Origin of the sequence: Aliidiomarina celeris, from assembly GCF_003316875.1 — a bacterium.
GTDB classification, from domain to species: Bacteria; Pseudomonadota; Gammaproteobacteria; order Enterobacterales; family Alteromonadaceae; genus Aliidiomarina; species Aliidiomarina celeris.
This window is the reverse complement of sequence record NZ_QMIL01000001.1, coordinates 321,041-339,426: the sequence shown is the minus strand read 5'-3', so window position 1 is coordinate 339,426 and position 18,386 is coordinate 321,041. Positions and strand designations below refer to the sequence as shown.

Sequence of the window (18,386 nt, the reverse complement as noted above, 5' to 3'; positions counted from 1 at the left end):
CCATGATTTTACATGGTTATTGGCGCTCTTCGGCCAGTTATCGTACGCGCATTGCTTTGCAGGTAAAAGGCATTGATTACGAGTACGCGCCAGTTCATTTGGTGAAAGACGGTGGCGAACAGAAAACTGCCGCCTATCGCCAATTAAACCCAGCTGGATTAGTGCCCACGTTAGTGGACGGTGACTTTCGTTTGAACCAGTCGTTGGCCATTATTGAGTATTTAGAGTCTGTGCAACCGGAGCCCGCGTTGATCCCTAAGGATCCCAAGCAAGCTGCGATTGTACGGATGTTGGCGCTCGATATGGCGGCCGATTTACAACCCATTACCAACCTTCGGGTGCTGCAATACCTTACGGGCACATTGGAGGTAAGCGACAGTGAGCGGTTGGACTGGATTCATCATTGGGTAAAAGTAACCTTTGCCGCTTTTGAGCAGCGTTTACATGCGTACGCCGGGCGTTGCTGTGTAGGTGACACAGTGTCGTTAGCGGATATTTGTTTAGTACCGCAAGTGTACAACGCACAGCGTTTTGGTGTGGACTTAAGCTCATTTCCAAAAGTATTGGCGATTAATGATCATTTGCAAGGGCTGCCCGCTTTTGTCGCAGCGCGACCGGAAGCTCAGCCCGACGCTGACTCTTAACCATTAGCCGCAACAGCGCTCGCCATTGGCGGGCGCTTTTGTTTTAATGTGTAGAACCTTATTCGAACAGGAAAAACTGATGAAAAGAACATTAGCTTTGGCGATTACCGCAGCGTTATTTTCAGCGGCATGTGCGTCGACTTCCGATTCTTCGGTTGCTGCTTCTCCTGCATTGCAAACAAAAGCATTGCAAACACAAGCTTATCAGCCTTCTCAAGCAGCGGCTGCTGAGGGTGTGATTACGCTCGAACAAATTATGGCCGACCCCGACTGGCTTGCGCGATCGCCAGAGAATGCATTTTGGTCGCTCGACGGCAGCAGAATTTTGTTTCAACAAAAGCAGCAGGGCGCTCCCATTCGTTCGCTCTTTGCCATGAATAGCGATGGCAGCAACCTTGCTGAAGTTGCGTTTAGTGAACTGCACGAAGCAAGTTCAGCGAACCGTATTTACAATGCCGAGCGTTCGCAGGCCGCCTATATTTTTGAGCGGAATATTTTTGTTGTGGCGCTAGGCTCTGGCGAATTAGTGCAATTAACCCGCGACAATAACAGCCGTTCCGATTTGCAGTTCTTAACGGATGGCCGCTTAAGCTATCGCCAAGGCAATGACTTTTACGCCATAAATGTGTCAACAGGGCGCACGGAAATGCTCGCGAGCCTTGTTACTTCTGACGCCGCAACTCCTGTTCGCGCGCCCGCCGACTATTTAGCCAAAGAAGAAGTAGAGCTGATGCTCTATAACCAAGTTCAGCGCCGAAATCGTCAGTTGAGCTTTGATCATCAGCAGTCGATGCGTAGCGAGAACCCAAGCACTGCGCCCGCGCCATTTTATTTGGGGCGGAACCAACAAATTGTAGAAGCGAGCCTTTCTCCGGCGGGTGACAAGCTTATTGTTGCATTAACCGATCCACAAAGCTGGCGCGGTGATAGCGATTTGATGCCACGTTATGTAACGGAAACAGGCCGTATTGAAATGCAAGACGTGCGCCGCCGAGTGGCCGATGCTAAGCCTGTTGAACATAAGCTGTTTGTGCTCGATTTAGAGTCAGGCGAGAAACATGCGCTTAGCTATACCACCTTACCCGGTTACGATGAAGACGTACTGCGCAGCGTTCATGAAGAAAATTACGCGGCGCGAGGCGAAACATACCGCAGCGAAAGAAAGCCAAGAGCGATTGGGGTTATGCCACGCTGGTCAGCACAACAAGGCAATGTGGTATGGCGTGAGAATGGCGAAGAAGTTGCGCTTATGCTGCGTGCGTGGGACAACAAAGACCGCTGGATAGCAACGGTTAATTTCAACGACCACAGTTTAGTGAGCCAACATCGCTTACACGACGACGCATGGATTAATCGTAACTTTAACGACTTAGGTTGGTTGCCGGGGCAACGCAAAATTTGGTACAGCTCAGAAGAGAGCGGCTATGGGCACCTTTATGTTCGTGATCTCGAACGCTCGGGGAGCAACGCGGTTACGGCATTAACGCAAGGCAACTACATTGTTGAGCAGGTGACGTTGAACCAAGCTGGAACTCATTTCTACTTTCAAGCGAACAAAACGCACCCTGGCGTATATGAAATTTATCGTGTTGCGGCAACGGGTGGGGAGCTTGAACAACTGACCGAGTTTGGCGGCATTACAAGTTATGTATTGAGCCCAGACGAGTCGCAATTATTGCTCACTTATTCAGATGCTTTAACGCCTACGGAGCTCTATGTGCAGGCCAATGAGCCGGTGGCAGAAGCGATGCGTTTAACGCATACGGTGTCGGAACAGTTCGAGTCTTTGCCGTGGCAAGCTCCGAGCATTGTTGCTGTGCCGTCAAGCAAGCAAGATCACCCCATTTATAGCCGCGTTTACTACCCCGAAAATTACGACCCTTCGGGCAATACCGAATATCCGGCAGTGGTGTTTATTCATGGCGCAGGCTACTTGCAAAATGCTCATGCGGGTTGGTCGAATTACTTCCGTGAGTTCATGTTCCACAATATGCTATTGCAGCAAGGTTACATTGTGTTGGACCTCGACTTCCGTGGTTCTAAAGGCTATGGGCGCGACTGGCGTACGGCTGTTTATCGCCAAATGGGAACGCCTGAAGTTGAAGACCTTGTCGACGTCGTAAATTGGATGGGCGAGAATGCCAATGTAGATGTTGAACGTGTTGGCACCTACGGCGGTTCTTACGGTGGCTTCCTTACCTTTATGGCCTTGTTTAACGAGCCTGGGCTGTTTAAAGCAGGCGCAGCACTTCGTCCGGTGACCGATTGGGCTCATTACAATACCGGTTATACGTCGAATATTCTGAATCTGCCGGAGAACGACCCCATCGCGTATCGCCGCAGCTCGCCTATCTACTTTGCTGAAGGGTTAGAAGACGCCTTGCTGATTAGCGCACCTATGGTTGACGACAATGTATTCTTCCAAGACTCGGTGCGTATTGTGCAGCGTTTCATAGAGCTTGAAAAAGAGAACTTTGAAACTGCAATTTTCCCGGTAGAGCCCCACGGTTTTGTGCAGCCTTCAAGCTGGTTAAATCAGTATCGTAAAATCTTTAAGCTGTTTGAAGAAAACTTAAAACCTTAATCAGACAATAAAGATTATCGGAACAGGGCAGTAAACAAGCGCACTGTGCTCGTACGAGCGCAGTGCGTTATTTTTTATTCAGAATCTCTTTGGGTTTTTTCTTCAATGCGGGTACTGCAATAACCCCGCCTAGTGCGCCGCCAAGGTGACACCAATAGGCGACCGTAGAATGGTCTAGCCACGCAACATTTTCACCCGCATTTAGCATGTCCCAAACTAACTTGGCAACGAGAGCCACAATGAGCAAGAAGGCGAATCTGCGCTCGCTGTGCAGCATTTGAATAGCGCCATAAGCAAAAATTCCGTGTAATACGCCAGACAAACCAATGAACGAGGCGTCATTACCAATATAAACCGATGACAAGGTAGCAAAAAGCGCACTGATTAAAACTACGTTCAGTAGCGTTCGCCCCGGTATTTTTTCGCGAAAAAGAATAACCAGTAGCCAAAGCCCTAAAAGATTAAAAAGCAAATGCATTTCATTAATGTGGAGTAGATGCGTGGTGAAAATGCGCCATGGCTGCTCGAAAATATACAAACTATTTAACGCAAGCAGCTGCTCTGCGTCGAATGTGGACGCAGGCACAAAAAAGAAAACGACAGCCAACACAGAGATAATCAAGGCTGTGGTATTCAAATAATGAGGGAGGGGCTTCATGCCGTGCAGCAAACGATTCATAGTAGGCCTTTAACGATTGAATAGGATTCGATAGCGTCATTATGATACGCTTTGGTTTAATTTATCGCTATGTTGAGCCTGTTTAAATATGCTGTTAAACGATATTGCTCGGCGCTACGCCGTTACGTTATTTGCTCCTTTCTTCGCGCTGTTTCTGCTTGCGGGTTGTAGTTCTGAACACGCTATTAACACTGGCAATACTGCAACAGAAAACAACACACAACACCAAGTTGAAACATCGAGTGCCGATCCTGAGCGTGCAACCGGGTTTGTGGCACGTGAAGCGGTTTACGCCGATGACTATATGGTGGTGGCAGCGAACCCCTACGCGGCCGAAGCTGGTGAGCGTATTCTGGCAAAAGGCGGCAATGCCATAGACGCGGCGGTAGCAATCCAAGCGATGTTGACCTTGGTGGAGCCGCAATCATCGGGTATTGGCGGTGGTGGTTTTCTATTGTATTGGCATGCCGAAAATCAAACGCTGTATAGTTTAGACGCACGAGAAGTGGCACCAAAACTGGCAACCCAAGATTTATTTTTAAACGAGCAGGGCGAGCCGATTTCTTGGATAGACGCAGTTGTCGGAGGGCGCTCTGTTGGCGTGCCGGGCATTGTGAAAGGGCTTGAAGCGGCTCATCAAAGGTTCGGAACGATGGCGTGGGCGCAGCTTTTCGCCGAGCCGATAACACGCGCGGAACAAGGGTTTGTGGTTTCACCGCGGTTAGCCCAACTGGTTGCCGTAGAAATGAACCCGGGACTGAAGCAGTTAAGTGCGGCGCGGGACTACTTTTATCCGAATGGGCAGGCCATAGAAGCAGGGCATGTTCTAAAAAATGAGCCGCTTGCGCGGTCTTTTCGGCGTATTGCCGAGCATGGTTCAGACGGCTTTTATACCGGCCCTTTAGCACAAGCCATGGTTACTGCGGTACAACAAGCAGAGCGTGCGCCAGGCCTGTTACAGTTACAAGACCTAGTGGATTATCAAGTGGAATGGCGTGAGCCCCTCTGCGCGCCTTATCGCGTGTATCAAGTATGCTCTATGGAACAACCGAGTTCAGGGGGCTTAGCTGTATTGCAAATGCTTGGCATGCTGTCACATTTAGATATGGGTACAACGGCATTTGCAGAGGCGCCGCAGCATTATTTTACCCAAGCGTCGCGCTTAGCCTTTGCCGACCGAAACCACTACAGTGCTGATCCTGCGTTCACGCCTGTGCCGGTTAACGAGCTTTTGCAGGCTAACTATTTAGCTAGCCGAGCTGCGCTTGTTGCTGAAAACGACATGGGCGTTGCGCAGCCGGGCCAGCCAGCAGGAGTGAAACTCACCGCAGTGGCAGGAATGGACTACGAGCAACCGAGCACAAGCCATTTCAGTATAGTGGACGCACAAGGGAATATGGTGTCGATGACCTCGAGCATTGAAATGGGGTTTGGCTCGGCGGTAATGGTGGAGGGTTTTTTACTGAATAACCAGCTGACAGACTTTACTTTTGTGCCGGAAAAAGAGGGCAGGCCTGTAGCGAACCGCGTAGAGCCCGGGAAGCGCCCTCGGAGTTCGATGGCGCCCATTATTGTGCTCGATGAAAACGGGCAGCCGTTGCATGCGCTAGGCTCGCCAGGTGGCTCAAGAATAATTAACTATGTGGCACATACCTTGGTGGGGCTGCTCGACTGGAACCTGAATATGCAGGAGGCGATTAACTTGCCGCATATTACCAATTTAAATGGGCGCACCACGGTAGAAGCCGAGCGTGCGCCCGACGCTTGGATTGAAGGGCTACGTAAACGTGGACACAGCGTTGATATAAGGCCTTTGAACAGCGGTATTCACGGTATTTCGATCATGCCAGATGGGCGTTTATTGGGTGGCGCGGATCCGCGCAGAGAAGGCAAGGTGGTAGGCCAATGAAATATGCTGTTATTATATTGAGCTTGTTACTCACCGCATGCGAGCCGCAAGTAAAAACAGACCCTCCACATGTGGTTGCTGCAAACTATTTTGATGCCCTTTATAACGATCGTAGCCTAGAGCAAGCAAAGGCATTGTCTACCGAGCATAACCAAGAAATGCTCGACCACTTTGGCACCATAAGCACAGTAGGGCACTATCTTTATAATATGAGCTTTGACTCGGTAGAGGTTCGTTCAGAGCGCCCGACAGGAATTCGTTACTTAGGTGAAACGGATACCGTACGGATACGAGTTGCATTTTCGGGGTATTTTAATGGCGAGCGTGTAGACGAGCTACGCGAAGTAGTTGTGGTTCGAGTTGAAAAGGAGTGGCGCGTCGACCGGCTAATCGACGCGCCTTATCAGTAGTTACGCTGTTTTTAAACGCTCTTGATAGGGTGGCCAACCCATGGGTTTGCCAGCCAAAAAATGCAAATGAATGTGGTAAACCGTTTGCCCGCCATACTCGTTACAGTTCATTACTGTGCGAAAGCCATCGTGAGCAACACCGAGTTGTTCAGCGAGCTGCGCTGCAACCCAATGTAAATGCCCCACCACTTCGCGGTCGTCTTTGCTGATATGGTTAGTGGTTGGAATTATTTTTTTGGGAATAATGAGCAAATGCACGGGTGCCTGCGGGTTTATGTCTTTAAAAGCAAGGGCGAGCTCGTCTTCATAAACAATATCTGCTGGAATTTCTTTGCGGATAATGCGACTAAAAATAGTTTCTTCTGGGCTGTTATGCTGCGTCATGGCTCACCTTCTACCTTGTTTGTGTACGTGGGGGCCCATGGTAGAAATAAAGAAGGGCAGACACAAGAGTGCCTGCCTTAGTTTAAGGTTTCTTGGTGCTGATAATTCTTTTGTTCAGTGCTACGGAACATACTGGTAACCCCGGGGTGGGTTACTTCTGCTTCGCGGTGTTCGGCCACTAAACTTTTTTCGGCAACATAGGTTTGTATGTCGGAGTTGTGAACCAGAATATGGTACCAAGGCTGATCTTTTGCTGGGCTGGTTTGGGCCATGCGCTCATACCATTCCTGCGACAACGAGAACTCGGGATCGGCGTCTATAATCACACCACGGTATCCATACAACGCATGGGTGACCACCTGACCAATCGAGAATTTAGCTCTCACCATTGTGCTCTCCTTTTATTCTTATAGCTGCGATATTTCCTTATCGGCAGCCTTGGCGGGAGCTTGATGTGAATTTTAGAAAAATATTGCACAGGGGTTTTGACTTCTGAAAGTACAATTGGTTAGATGTGGGCAAAGAAGAGTGAAGAGCAGCTGTAGATGATTACTCGTGACGATAAACGCGACTTTATTCGCATGCAAATTGAAGCGCCGATTCAGGTGCAATGGCAGGCTAACGGAACTCAGTATGAGTGTAGCGGAGTGTGCCACGACCTCAGTGCGACCGGACTGTCGTTTAGCCTCCCGTTCGAACAGGGCTCTGGCATACAAAAAGGTGACGCACTTTATGTAACGATTACCGGTGGCCACAGTCTGCCGCCGCTGCAAGCTCAGGTTACGGTAATACGTAGTGAGCAGGGCGAGCAGGGCAACTGGGACATTGGTGCGCAAATTACGCAAATTGAGTAGTACCCGCTAGTTCATCAACCGCACAATCAAGCCTTTGAGGTACAAGCCTTCTGGGTAGGGCAAAAAAACTGGATGATCAGCGGCTTGAAAGGTGCGCTCAATAATTTGCATGTCACGGCCTGCGTCGAGTACGCCGTCGGCCACTACTTTTTGAAACAGCTCTGTGCTGAGTAGCCCTGAACAGGAAAAGGTTAACAATACACCGCCTGGGTTAAGTAGCTTTGCAGCCAACCGGTTGATGTCTTTGTAGCCTCTGCACGCGCGCGTTAAGCTGGCTTTGGAGTCAACGAATTTGGGTGGGTCGAGCACAATAACGTCAAACTTTTCCTGCTCAGGATTTGTTTGATAGTCGCGCAACAACTGAAATACATCGCCTTGCACGTGTTCAACATGGCTGCTGGTTAAATTGTTCAGTTGCAAATTCTTCGCTGCCATATCGAGAGCGGGCTGCGACATATCGAGATTACGTACGTAGCGTGCACCAGCGCTTGCCGCATATAAACCAAAACCGCCGGTATAGCTGAAGCAATTTAAAACACGCTTTCCTTTCGCATATTTTTTAATGGCTTGGCGGGCGTCGCGTTGATCAAGGTAATAGCCGGTTTTATGGCCGTTCACAATGTCTACATAAAGCTTTAAGCCGTTTTCTTCTATTACCAGCTCAGCAGGAGGCTGCTCAGTACCGTGCAAGAGCCCAGTTACCGGGGTTAGCCCTTCTTTTTTTCGTACGTCTACATCGGAACGTTCATAAATAGAGTGGTTTGGGAACTCAGCGCGAAGCGACTCTACAATTAATCCGCGTTGCAACTCTGCACCGGCCGACAGCAACTGACAAACAATCCAGTTGGCGTAAATGTCGATTGTAATACCGGGTAAACCGTCGGATTCGCCCGCAATTAACCGATAACCTGTTGTGTGCTCGGGTAACGTGTCTTCGCGCATACGCTGGGCGCGCGCAAAACGGCGTTGGAAAAATGCGAGGTCAATGGTTTCTTGAGCGTTAAAGGTCCACACGCGCGCGCATATTTGTGAATGCGGCGAATAGGCAGCTCGGCCTAAAAACTGGCCCTTGCTGTCAAGCACATCAACGGTGTCGCCTAACCCAGGCTTGCCCTTAATTTTTGCCACAGCACCGGTGAATACCCAAGGATGCTTGCGCAGCAGGGCTTTTTCTTTGCCCTGCTTAATGATGAGTTGGCCCGCCATTAACTCACTCGCATGCCGGCTGTAGCACCACTGTGCGGATTAAGAATATAGATTTCTTTACCGCCAGGGCCCGCTGCCAATACCATGCCTTCCGACATTCCAAAGCGCATTTTACGGGGCTTTAAGTTCGCAACCATAACCGTGTGCTGGCCTACTAAAGATTCAGGCGTGTAAGCAGCTTTAATACCTGCGAACACTTGGCGTGGCTTTTCTTCACCAATATCGAGCATTAACCGCAGCAGTTTGTCTGCGCCTTCCACATGATCGGCGCTCACAATACGAGCGACTCGTAAGTCGACTTTTGCGAAGTCGTCAAATTCAATTTCAGCGGCGATAGGCTCAAGGGGTGTTTGCGGTGCTTGCTCTGCGGGTGTAGCGTCTACTTTTGCGGCGAGCGCGTCTTTTGAAGCTTCAATCATGGCGTTTACTTTCTCACTGTCAACACGCTGTAACAGCGCTTTAAATTTATCAATACGATGGCCGGTTAGCGTGGTGTGCACCGAATCCCAATGTAAGGTGTCTTGTAAAAAATCGGCGGACTGTTTTGCCAATGCTGGCACAACGGGCGCTAAATACACCATTAGAATTCTAAACAAATGAATACCCATAGAGCACACGTCGTGTACGGCTTGCTCTTGGCCTTCTTGTTTAGCCAGCTGCCATGGCTCTTTCACAGCAATATATTCATTGGCGCGATCGGCAAGGCGCATAATTTCTCGCATGGCTTTACCAAATTCCCGTGCCTCATAGGCCTCAGTAATGAGCGTTTGCGCTGCTTGGAACTCACAGAGAAGTTCAGGCGCTTCGATACTGTTGGCAAGTTCGCCGTTAAATTTCTTACTGATAAAGCCGGCACAGCGGCTAGCAATATTGACTACCTTTCCAACCAAGTCAGAATTCACGCGTTGGGTAAAGTCTTCGAGGTTTAAGTCGAGATCGTCAATGCGGTTGCTGAGCTTAGCGGCAAAGTAATAGCGCAGATATTCCGGATTGAGATGCTCTAAGTAGGTACGCGCCATAATGAAGGTACCTTTCGACTTCGACATTTTGGTGCCGTTCACAGTGATAAAACCGTGCGCCCAAACGTTGGTGGGTTGGCGGAATTGTGCGCCTTTGAGCATTGCCGGCCAGAATAAACTATGAAAGTAGATAATGTCTTTGCCAATAAAGTGATACACCTCGGCGTCACTGCCTTCTTGCCAGTAGCTATCGAAGTCGATGTTGTTCTTTAATGCGTAATGCTTAAATGAGCTCATATAGCCGATAGGGGCGTCGAGCCACACGTAAAAATACTTACCTGGCGCGTCGGGTATTTCGAAGCCAAAGTAGGGCGCGTCACGGCTAATGTCCCATTGCTGTAACCCTTGCTCAAACCATTCATTCAATTTGTTGGCCATTTCCGGTTGTAATGATCCCGAGCGCGTCCACGCCTTCAGCATGTCGCCAAAGGCGGGCAGATCGAAAAAGTAGTGTTCCGACTCGCGTAATTCCGGCACGGCGCCAGACACGGCCGACCTTGGGTTTTTCAGATCGGTAGGGGCGTAGGTTGCGCCACAGGCGTCACAGTTGTCGCCATATTGATCTTCGGCGCCACACTCGGGGCAGGTTCCTTTCACAAAGCGGTCGGGTAAAAACATTTCCCGCTCTGGGTCGTACAATTGCTCAATAACGCGAGTGTTAATGTAGCCGTTGTCGCGTAAGCGTGTGTAAATTAAGCTCGCGAGCTCACGGTTTTCGTCGCTGTGGGTTGAATGATAGTGATCAAACGACACCCCAAAGTCGGCAAAGTCGGTTTGGTGCGCAGTATTCATTTGTGCGATCATTTCTTCCGGCGTAATTCCGAGTTCGCGCGCTTTGAGCATAATCGGTGTACCATGCGCGTCGTCGGCACACACAAAATGGCATTCATTGCCGCGCATGCGTTGAAAACGAACCCAAATATCGGCTTGTATATAGCCAAGCATGTGGCCTAAGTGAATAGGGCCATTGGCGTAGGGAAGGGCATTGGTCACCAGAATTTTACGAGGGGTATCGGCCATGCTTTGCTCTCATCACGTAATCATCAAAAATAGGCGCTCATACTAGCGGATTTTCTGATATTTTTCATCCGTGATTATGTGCTTTATAACTGAACTGACCAAAAGGAAATACAAGCAATGTCTGATGCATTGAAAAGTTATTGTGGTGCGCTTCGACACGTACTTTTTCCCGCCGGTTTTTTACCCGAATGGCTGGTTATTGAAGGTTCGGTGATTACCTTAACCTTACCTTTTGCGGCAGAGCGCAGCGCTCGAGAGTTGATTGCCAGCGATCGGCAACTGAAGGCGTACACGTGGCGTATTCAGGTGAAAGTGGAAGCGTTACCGCGCGCTACGGCGGCCAAAGCAGTTTCAGCGCGAAATGTTATTGCAGTGGCGTCGGGCAAGGGCGGCGTGGGTAAGTCTTCGGTAACATTGAATTTAGCCGGAGCATTAGCGCGAATGGGTATGCAAGTGGGCATACTTGATGCCGATATTTTTGGCCCCTCTGTGCCTACTATGCTGGGCAACAAAGGCGCGAAGCCAGAGTTCAATGAACAAAATAAAATGACCCCGTTACGGGTGAAGTGCGAGCATGCTGGTGAGCTGCAAGTGAATTCTCTTGGCTATTTAGCAGAACCGGACGACGCGACCGTATGGCGCGGCCCTATGGCAAGCCGTGCCTTAGAACAACTCTGCTTTGACACACGTTGGCAAAATTTAGACTACCTGCTCATTGATATGCCGCCGGGAACTGGCGACATTCAGCTCACCTTGGCGCAAAAGCTTCCGGTTACTGGCGCCGTGGTTGTGACCACGCCGCAAGATGTCGCGCTCGATGACGCACGTAAGGGTATTGCGATGTTTCGTAAGGTAGGTGTGCCGGTGCTTGGGTTGATTGAGAACATGAGTTTTTATACCTGCAGTGCCTGTGGCCATACCGACTACATTTTTGGCCAAAACGGAGGCGCTGAGCTCGCCGAACGCTACCAGCTGCCCGTATTAGGTCAATGGCCGCTGTTTCCGCCTCTTCGTGAACAACTAGACGCGGGTCGTTTGTTCGTGCAGAGTAGCCCTGACCACGCAGTAAGCCAACACATTATGCGCTCCGCAGAAGCGTTAACGGCAAATGCATGGCTTTTACTTTCGCCCCATGCTTTAGATTAGGAATAATAATGCGTTTAACCGACTCCCAAATAGAACAGTACTTAGCCGACGGTATTATTGATATTGAACCGCGCCCAGACGTGAAAAATATCTCTGGGGTTACCGTGGATATTCATTTAGGCAATAGTTTTCGCGTTATTCAAGATCACGCCGCTCCTTACATTGACCTTAGTGGCCCACGTGAAGAAATCGATCAAGCTATTCAACGGGTGATGAGTGACGAAATTTTGCTTACTGAAGAGCAGCCGTTTTTTATTCACCCCGGCGAATTTGCCTTAGCGGTAACGCAAGAGGCGGTGACCTTGCCGGCGCACGTAGTGGGCTGGCTTGACGGGCGCTCGTCGTTAGCGCGGCTTGGTTTAATGGTACATGTCACGGCACACCGCATTGACCCGGGGTGGTCGGGGCAAATTGTTCTGGAATTTTACAACGGTGGTAAATTACCGTTAGCACTGCGGCCAAATATGAAAATTGGAGCGCTTAGCTTTGAGATTTTGAGCGAGCCTTGTGCTCGCCCTTATAGCCAGCGCAGTGACGCAAAATATAAGGACCAGAAGGGTGCAACGGCCAGTCGTATTAGTGCAGACGATACGACCGACCGTAATGATTGTTAACGGGCAAAGTGAAGGTTAATGCGCGTCGAACCAGTCAACAATACGGTTTAAGCGCTCAACCAAATTAACCGGGCGGCCATTACGGCTTAAGCCATGGCCTTCACCACGGAACACGACCATTTCTACCGGCACGTTATTGGCGTGTAGCGCATAAAACCATTCTTCGCCCTGACCAATAGGCGTAATGTGGTCGTCGGTGCTGTGAATGATCAGCGTTGGGCTGGTGACTTGGTTGGCGTATTTTAACGGCGATCGATTCCAATAATAGTCGTAATTTTCCCAAATGCTGCCGCCAAATTCTTCGCGCATAGAAATGGGCGGGAACGCTTGAGTGCCAGCTTCTGAAATCCAATTGCTCACGCTACGTTGGGTTACCGCGGCTTTAAAGCGCTGGGTTTGGGTTGTTGCCCAATTGGTTAAAAAGCCCCCATGGCTGCCGCCAGTAATGAATTGGCGGTCAGCGTCGAGCCCGGCAAAGCGGGCAAGAGCGGCGTCCAGAGCGGCGATATTGTCGCGGTAGTCTACGCCGCCATAGTCGAAGCGAACGGCATTTTGGTGCGCATAACCAAAACCAGTACTGCCACGGTAATTCACAAACACAACCGCATAGCCGCGAGCCGCGTACAGTTGATTTTCCATAAACCACTGATGGCCCCACATGCCGCCTGGGCCGCCCTTAATATTGAGCACAACCGGCACTTTATTGCTACTTGACGTACCTTTCGGCAGTAATACAAACACCTCAAGTTCATGCTGATCTGCAGTGAGCGTGGTAAAACGTTGATATGCGTCTAATTCGAGTGGCTGCACCCATTCGTTGTTTGGAGCATAAACTAAGGGGGCGCCTTGCTTGGGGTTGGCTGCTACCACCAATTCAGGGGCTGTGGTTTCATTTTCTCGCACCCAAGCAAGGCGGTCGCCGTTCTGGCTTACCGCCCAGTTGCTGGTGCTGTAGCCTTCACCTTGCACGACTTCGGTCGTTTTACCATCGAGCGTCATACGCATCAGTGGGCGGCTGCCATGGTAGTCTGTGGTGAACCACAATGCGTTTTGCCATACCCAAAGTTGTTGTGGTGGGTAATCCATAGCAGCACTCAATACTTGTTGCGCTTGGCTGTGTAGGTTTATCCGTTCCAAAGCGGGCGCTGCATAGGCATTAGTGCGGCTGGTATAAGCAAGATTGTAGTTGTCGATAAACACCGGTTGGCTAAGATACACCGCGCTGTGTTCAACAGCTCGTAGATCTTGTTCGTTGGTCAGCACGAACAAATCGCTGGCAAAAGCGCCGTTCTCCGCTTCTGGGTGTTGATTTGTAGTAAAGGCTAGGCTTTTGCCGTTTGGTGAAATGGTGATGCCATTGATGTCGAACGTGAAGTCGGTCAGTAGCCGAATCGGTTCACTACCGTCGGCGTTCATACGCCATAGCGTCGTTTTACTCGGCGAAAGATAACCGCCCTGGCGTTTGTAGCGCGCAAATTCAATTACATCCACATCGGCTTTAGGAGTTTTGTCTTCCTCTTTTTTCTGCCATGGGTCGGTTACCTCCGGCTCATGGCTAATGGTTAAGTAAATAAACTGACCATTGGGGTGCCAAACAAGATCGCGAATAGAGCCTTGTTGCAGCTGAGTGTGCAAACGGGGCTCACCCCCATGGGTCGACATTACATAAAGCCCAGACTCGTCGTTACGGCTACCCAAAAACAACAGTTGTTCGCCGTTTGGAGAAAACAGCGGGGCACTGTCGCTTTTGCCTTGTGTAAATTGGATTGGCGTGGTTTCTCCTGCGCGAAGGAGATAAATACTGCGCTCACGGCCACGACGATCCTCACTGACATGCGTTTGGGTAAACGCCAACAGCTCACCGTTATTACTGAGCGTGAGATCGCTCATTTGGGTGAGCTGATAATAATGTTCTGCCGTTATTCTAGGTGTGTCTGCGTAGCTTTGTGTGCTTGTAAGCGCACAACCAGCTAAGAAAAAGCAGGCACTAGTAGCCCAGGCGAGCTGGGCAAATGTTCGTTGTAAAAGCATCGAAACTCCTTATGAAGCGGCGCTTAACGTACCGGCCGAGCATGGGCATGGCCACGGAAAATCGCGTTCATAAACAGCACATGCATGCCGTCCATGTAAGCCCGATAGTTTGGCTCTTGGGTAAAGCTAATGACCATGCCGCGACCGTGCTCTTGCACCATCACGAGTGGTTTGTGTGCCACTTGTTCATGATTTTCAGCCCACATATAGCCGCTTGCGCGTACGGACTCTTTATCGGCAAAACTCACCACATTACGTCCGTGGTTAATGCGCAAAGGGGTATAAATGTCGGTGCCGGTAAAGAGTGAATAGATGTGATCATGCACACCCGCAGTGAGCCAATGTTCCTGATCAACATTGGCGCGTAACAATACCCCAGACACCCAGTCTGGACTTGCGTGTGGGTTTTCGATGTAACGTTGTTGATCGGCCGCGTCGGTTATAATGCTGCCTTTGGCGGCGCCATTTTCGTTAGGCAACGGCGCAATATTGTCCACCTGAGCCTTTCCTTCCAACTGACTATTGAGCAAAGGAGCGTCGCCCTGCGTGGCAAATCGAGTTGCATTACCAAGGGTGATAAGTACGCCACCATTGGCAACCCACTGGCTTAAATTCTCGCGACCACGCTCACCTAAGGCGCTGTCATAGCCACCCCAGCCGGTAGCGGGCAAAACCATAACGTTATAGCGTGATAGATCGCTTGAGCTAACGCGGTCAGCGCGAATAGGCGTAACCGGGTAATTGAACTCGCGCTCAATTACAAAACGCGAACTGCCAGCACTTAAGGCATTCACAGGCTCGTCCCATAGCAACGCAATTTCCGGTGCATGCATGCGTTGAACATTGGCTGAACCTGGGTTGGGGCCAGACTTCATCCAACTCGAGGCGGCACCTAATACGTGAGCACCACTGTTGTGAGCGAGTTCTTGTATAATTTCATTCAAGTTCTCTGGGTTGCCGGTGCGAGGAATAATCAGTGAGCCAGAGGCAAATTGCCGATTTTCTGCGTCGGTGAATGCCAGGTCACTACTACGAACCAATAGCCCAGCTTGCAGCGCTGCACTGAGGAAGCGGCCGCTATTCATGTCGCCCCAGTTCACAAAGAACCCATACTCGGCATTTTCGTTTACGACGTTGCCTGGCGTAATGCGATGGCTACTGACGGGTTTCAAGTCGGCGCTTACCACCCGATTACAGGCGTTCATGTCGAGGTTAAACATTAACGGCAATGACCATGCCGTTACGTCGTAAATTTGATCGGGCAGGTTATTCGCGCGCAAACGTTCTTGTTCGGCCAAGAACTCGGCGTCCATGGGCACTTCTTGATCAAGCAAGGTTCGAATGAGCCGATACGAGGGTTGGTTGCCTTGTATCACGTAGGCACCTTCGCTGTAGCGGTTGCCACAGGCACGGAAATTTTCTGTGGCTTGGTGAACTTCAATGCCTTGCTCGGCGAGAATACCCATGAGTTTCCGATTGCCGGCCAGATCACGCGTGTTGGGGAAGATAAAACTACGAGCATCGCCACTTGAGCCTTCTGCAATAGCTGATTTGCGATAATTATAGAAACGCTCCAAGAGTGCTTCACGACGCGTTGATGCCGTTTCAATGGTGGCCATAAAAGCAACAAAATTACGGTGCACTGTTTCTGCATAGGTCAGCACATCGCCTTCTTGGGTTCTAAAGTGATGGCCGCGCGCAGAGCCCGCTTCGTAGGTCATGGCTAACGAACCGTGATAGAGCGGCCAGCTGGCGCCATAACCGGGATAGAATGCGTCGAAGATTTCACGGGTAAAATAGTCGTAACCCGCTTGATCAAACCACTTCGCATTATTTTCGCCAACCCAATTCAGCCCTTCTCGCTGTGGCGCGGTAATAAAAGGGTTAAATGGGTGCGCTTCGGGGGTAAAGTAGTAGGGCAGGTCACCCCCCATTTCGTGCGAGTCGACAAATATCAGCGGGTAGCTATTTAAATGTGCAGCAATGCGGCCACGCGTTTCGGGCTGCGTGAGTGCAATCCAGTCTCGGTTCATGTCAAACAAATAATGGTTGGTTCGGCCACGTGGCCACGGCTCGTTGTGTTCGGCAGAGATGCGATCGTCTGAGGCTGCAAGCCCAAGGGTGTCGTAATAGCGCGAAACAAAACGCGCGCGACCGTCTGGGTTTTGCAGTGGGTCAAAATAAATAAGCGTGTTGGCCAGCAAGCTCTCAGTCTCACTACTATTACTAGCAAGCAAATACCAAGCGGTAACCATGGAACTCTCGGCGGGAGAGATTTCGTTGCCGTGCACAGAGTTGGCGATCCAAATACTTGAAGGTTGATTTTCAATAATGGCTGCAGCTTGGCGATCGTTCGTTGTCCGAGGATCTGCAAGGCGTCGCATATTGGCTTCGTGCTCGTTCAATTGTTGAATGTTTTCAGCGCTTGAAATGACCACATAGAATAACGGCCGCCCTTGCCAGCTTGTCGCATACTCCACCAGCTTTACTTGATTGGGTAGCGCTGCTGCGAGTGCTTCGTAATAGGCGCGAATGCCTTCCGGCGAACTGATTTTACTGCCTGCGCTGTAGCCCAAAACAGATTCTATGGTGGGAACATTCGATTTGAACTCTTGCTCTGCAAACGCTTGGTTTAAGGTGTTATTTGTTAAAGCGTTCGCCTCGGTAGAGGCTAAGTAAGGAGCGGTAATAGCAGCCGCAATAGCAAAACTAATTAATGTTTTTTTCATCATTATTCCATTTTGTAATTCAAACCAACTGAGCCTAATGGCTCAGGCGCGTATATGCTTTACAGCTTCTGCAACTGCAACCAGCAAACTCGACTCACAGTGCCGATGCGGAATGTGTGTGTCGGCTTTTGCTTTAAAAACGGGAATCTCGAGAGGCGAGCAAATATGATTAGAAATCACCGCATTAATTTTGCTTCCGCCTAAATGTTTTTCTACCCACTGAATACGCTGTTCGCAAGAAATACGCCCAGCAGGACTTTGTTCAGCCACCAGATTATCAATAAAAATAATTGCCGCAGAGCTTTGCGCGACCGCTTGCTGAATATCATGGACCAATAGCGGTGGCATGACCGAGGTCAGTAAACTGCCGGGCCCTAGTACAATAAGTTCACTGGCATAAATATGTTCAATCACTTCTGGCGTGGCGCTTACTTGCGGGCTGAGGCTTAAGTGTGCAGGCATTGTGGTCATAGCGTCGACCCGAAGTTCACCAAAACAGCGAATGTTGTCGCTGGTTTCGGCCAGCAGGTCGGTTGGGGTTTCCGACATAGGGAGCACACGGCTATTCACTCGCATTAAGCGGCTGAGCAGCTGAATGCCGTCGAGCGGTCGTGGCGAAACTTCGTCAAGTGCGTGCAGGAGCAAATTACCGAAGTTATGTCCTTGCAAGGGGGAATTTTCTTTAAAGCGGTAATTCAGCAACTCAGCCGCAAGAGGTTGGGTAGCTAACTGTGACAAACAATTACGAATATCGCCCCAGGCAATACATTGGTGGCTTTGCCGTAACAAGCCGGTAGCACCGCCATTGTCGGTAGTAGCCACAACACCCACGAGGCGATTTTTCAGGAAACTTAAAGTGGCCATTAAACGGCCTAATCCATGCCCGCCGCCTAATGCGGTTACTTTTTTTAGCGGCATGAGTACTTGGCTCGCTTGAGCTACCTCGGTCATGGAGGGCTGTGCTGTCGTGTCCGATGGTGCGACGGGTGCCTGTGATGTCGAGTGCAACACCATTACCTCGCTGTTCTTTTTGTTTGTTGTTTTCGTTTGTATAAAACAATGCCTTAACTGGTGAAATATGTGAAGTAGAATATAGCGATGCAGTTAACGAACTTTACTGGCGGTACGTGCCGCATTTTGGCACCATAGGCGCGATT

The 18,386-nt window shown here is 50.1% G+C and carries 15 protein-coding genes; 7 read left to right on the top strand and 8 right to left on the bottom strand.

Annotated features, from left to right (window positions below):
* Positions 1–2: 2 nt before the first annotated feature.
* Both maiA and DQW12_RS01595 read left to right on the top strand, forming a co-directional pair.
* Positions 3–644: a maleylacetoacetate isomerase gene (gene maiA / locus DQW12_RS01600; RefSeq protein WP_113905957.1), complete on the top strand. Its 642-nt coding sequence runs from the start codon at positions 3–5 to the stop codon at positions 642–644.
* A 79-nt stretch (positions 645–723) separates the two neighbouring features.
* Positions 724–3,228: a prolyl oligopeptidase family serine peptidase gene (locus DQW12_RS01595; RefSeq protein ID WP_198683873.1), complete on the top strand. Its 2,505-nt coding sequence runs from the start codon at positions 724–726 to the stop codon at positions 3,226–3,228.
* A 67-nt stretch (positions 3,229–3,295) separates the two neighbouring features.
* Here the strand turns inward: DQW12_RS01595 and rrtA are convergent, their stop codons facing one another.
* Positions 3,296–3,907, bottom strand: a complete 612-nt coding sequence (rrtA, locus tag DQW12_RS01590) for a rhombosortase (protein WP_113905956.1) — start codon at positions 3,905–3,907, stop codon at positions 3,296–3,298.
* Between the two features lie 88 nt (positions 3,908–3,995).
* Between rrtA and ggt the strand changes: the two genes are divergently transcribed.
* Positions 3,996–5,816 carry a gamma-glutamyltransferase gene (gene ggt / locus DQW12_RS01585; RefSeq protein ID WP_113905955.1) on the top strand — a complete coding sequence of 607 codons (1,821 nt, stop codon included), beginning with the start codon at positions 3,996–3,998 and terminating at the stop codon, positions 5,814–5,816.
* Positions 5,813–6,226 (top strand): hypothetical protein, encoded by a 414-nt coding sequence (locus tag DQW12_RS01580; protein WP_113905954.1) that lies wholly within the window; start codon positions 5,813–5,815, stop codon positions 6,224–6,226. Before ggt ends, DQW12_RS01580 begins: the two co-directional genes overlap by 4 nt.
* On the opposite strand, the gene DQW12_RS01575 is transcribed toward DQW12_RS01580, so the two are convergent.
* Both DQW12_RS01575 and hspQ read right to left on the bottom strand, forming a co-directional pair.
* Positions 6,227–6,610, bottom strand: coding sequence for a histidine triad nucleotide-binding protein (locus DQW12_RS01575; RefSeq protein WP_113905953.1), 384 nt, complete (start codon positions 6,608–6,610; stop codon positions 6,227–6,229). It lies immediately after the preceding gene.
* Between the two features lie 77 nt (positions 6,611–6,687).
* Positions 6,688–6,999 (bottom strand): heat shock protein HspQ, encoded by a 312-nt coding sequence (hspQ, locus tag DQW12_RS01570; protein ID WP_113905952.1) that lies wholly within the window; start codon positions 6,997–6,999, stop codon positions 6,688–6,690.
* 156 nt (positions 7,000–7,155) lie between these two features.
* Between hspQ and DQW12_RS01565 the strand changes: the two genes are divergently transcribed.
* On the top strand, positions 7,156–7,464 hold the full coding sequence (locus tag DQW12_RS01565; protein ID WP_113905951.1) for a PilZ domain-containing protein: 309 nt from the start codon (positions 7,156–7,158) through the stop codon (positions 7,462–7,464).
* Between the two features lie 6 nt (positions 7,465–7,470).
* Here the strand turns inward: DQW12_RS01565 and DQW12_RS01560 are convergent, their stop codons facing one another.
* Complete coding sequence (locus tag DQW12_RS01560) at positions 7,471–8,670, bottom strand: class I SAM-dependent rRNA methyltransferase (RefSeq protein ID WP_113905950.1); 1,200 nt, start codon at positions 8,668–8,670, stop codon at positions 7,471–7,473.
* On the bottom strand, positions 8,670–10,709 hold the full coding sequence (gene metG, locus DQW12_RS01555; protein WP_113905949.1) for a methionine--tRNA ligase: 2,040 nt from the start codon (positions 10,707–10,709) through the stop codon (positions 8,670–8,672). The genes DQW12_RS01560 and metG overlap by 1 nt, the downstream gene beginning before the upstream one ends.
* 117 nt (positions 10,710–10,826) lie before the next feature.
* On the opposite strand from metG, the gene apbC reads away from it, so the two are divergent.
* Both apbC and dcd read left to right on the top strand, forming a co-directional pair.
* Positions 10,827–11,855, top strand: a complete 1,029-nt coding sequence (gene apbC / locus DQW12_RS01550) for an iron-sulfur cluster carrier protein ApbC (RefSeq protein ID WP_113905948.1) — start codon at positions 10,827–10,829, stop codon at positions 11,853–11,855.
* A gap of 8 nt (positions 11,856–11,863) precedes the next feature.
* Positions 11,864–12,469 carry a dCTP deaminase gene (gene dcd / locus DQW12_RS01545; protein WP_113905947.1) on the top strand — a complete coding sequence of 202 codons (606 nt, stop codon included), beginning with the start codon at positions 11,864–11,866 and terminating at the stop codon, positions 12,467–12,469.
* A 15-nt stretch (positions 12,470–12,484) separates the two neighbouring features.
* Here the strand turns inward: dcd and DQW12_RS01540 are convergent, their stop codons facing one another.
* Genes DQW12_RS01540 through DQW12_RS01530 form a run of 3 tightly spaced genes read right to left on the bottom strand, consistent with a single transcriptional unit; the run spans position 12,485 to position 18,180 of the window.
* Positions 12,485–14,500 (bottom strand): S9 family peptidase, encoded by a 2,016-nt coding sequence (locus DQW12_RS01540; RefSeq protein WP_113905946.1) that lies wholly within the window; start codon positions 14,498–14,500, stop codon positions 12,485–12,487.
* Between the two features lie 23 nt (positions 14,501–14,523).
* Positions 14,524–17,229 (bottom strand): M14 family metallopeptidase, encoded by a 2,706-nt coding sequence (locus DQW12_RS01535; RefSeq protein WP_113905945.1) that lies wholly within the window; start codon positions 17,227–17,229, stop codon positions 14,524–14,526.
* A 42-nt stretch (positions 17,230–17,271) separates the two neighbouring features.
* On the bottom strand, positions 17,272–18,180 hold the full coding sequence (locus tag DQW12_RS01530; RefSeq protein ID WP_232819857.1) for a gluconeogenesis factor YvcK family protein: 909 nt from the start codon (positions 18,178–18,180) through the stop codon (positions 17,272–17,274).
* Between the last annotated feature and the right edge of the window lie 206 nt (positions 18,181–18,386).

Bases quoted from the DNA above. Each gene is read 5' to 3' on its own strand.
- maiA (WP_113905957.1), top strand. From the start codon at position 3: ATGATTTTACATGGTTATTGGCGCTCTTCGGCCAGTTATCGTACGCGC.
- DQW12_RS01595 (WP_198683873.1), top strand. From the start codon at position 724: ATGAAAAGAACATTAGCTTTGGCGATTACCGCAGCGTTATTTTCAGCG.
- rrtA (WP_113905956.1), bottom strand. From the start codon at position 3,907: ATGAATCGTTTGCTGCACGGCATGAAGCCCCTCCCTCATTATTTGAAT.
- ggt (WP_113905955.1), top strand. From the start codon at position 3,996: ATGCTGTTAAACGATATTGCTCGGCGCTACGCCGTTACGTTATTTGCT.
- DQW12_RS01580 (WP_113905954.1), top strand. From the start codon at position 5,813: ATGAAATATGCTGTTATTATATTGAGCTTGTTACTCACCGCATGCGAG.
- DQW12_RS01575 (WP_113905953.1), bottom strand. From the start codon at position 6,610: ATGACGCAGCATAACAGCCCAGAAGAAACTATTTTTAGTCGCATTATC.
- hspQ (WP_113905952.1), bottom strand. From the start codon at position 6,999: ATGGTGAGAGCTAAATTCTCGATTGGTCAGGTGGTCACCCATGCGTTG.
- DQW12_RS01565 (WP_113905951.1), top strand. From the start codon at position 7,156: ATGATTACTCGTGACGATAAACGCGACTTTATTCGCATGCAAATTGAA.
- DQW12_RS01560 (WP_113905950.1), bottom strand. From the start codon at position 8,670: ATGGCGGGCCAACTCATCATTAAGCAGGGCAAAGAAAAAGCCCTGCTG.
- metG (WP_113905949.1), bottom strand. From the start codon at position 10,709: ATGGCCGATACCCCTCGTAAAATTCTGGTGACCAATGCCCTTCCCTAC.
- apbC (WP_113905948.1), top strand. From the start codon at position 10,827: ATGTCTGATGCATTGAAAAGTTATTGTGGTGCGCTTCGACACGTACTT.
- dcd (WP_113905947.1), top strand. From the start codon at position 11,864: ATGCGTTTAACCGACTCCCAAATAGAACAGTACTTAGCCGACGGTATT.
- DQW12_RS01540 (WP_113905946.1), bottom strand. From the start codon at position 14,500: ATGCTTTTACAACGAACATTTGCCCAGCTCGCCTGGGCTACTAGTGCC.
- DQW12_RS01535 (WP_113905945.1), bottom strand. From the start codon at position 17,229: ATGAAAAAAACATTAATTAGTTTTGCTATTGCGGCTGCTATTACCGCT.
- DQW12_RS01530 (WP_232819857.1), bottom strand. From the start codon at position 18,180: ATGACCGAGGTAGCTCAAGCGAGCCAAGTACTCATGCCGCTAAAAAAA.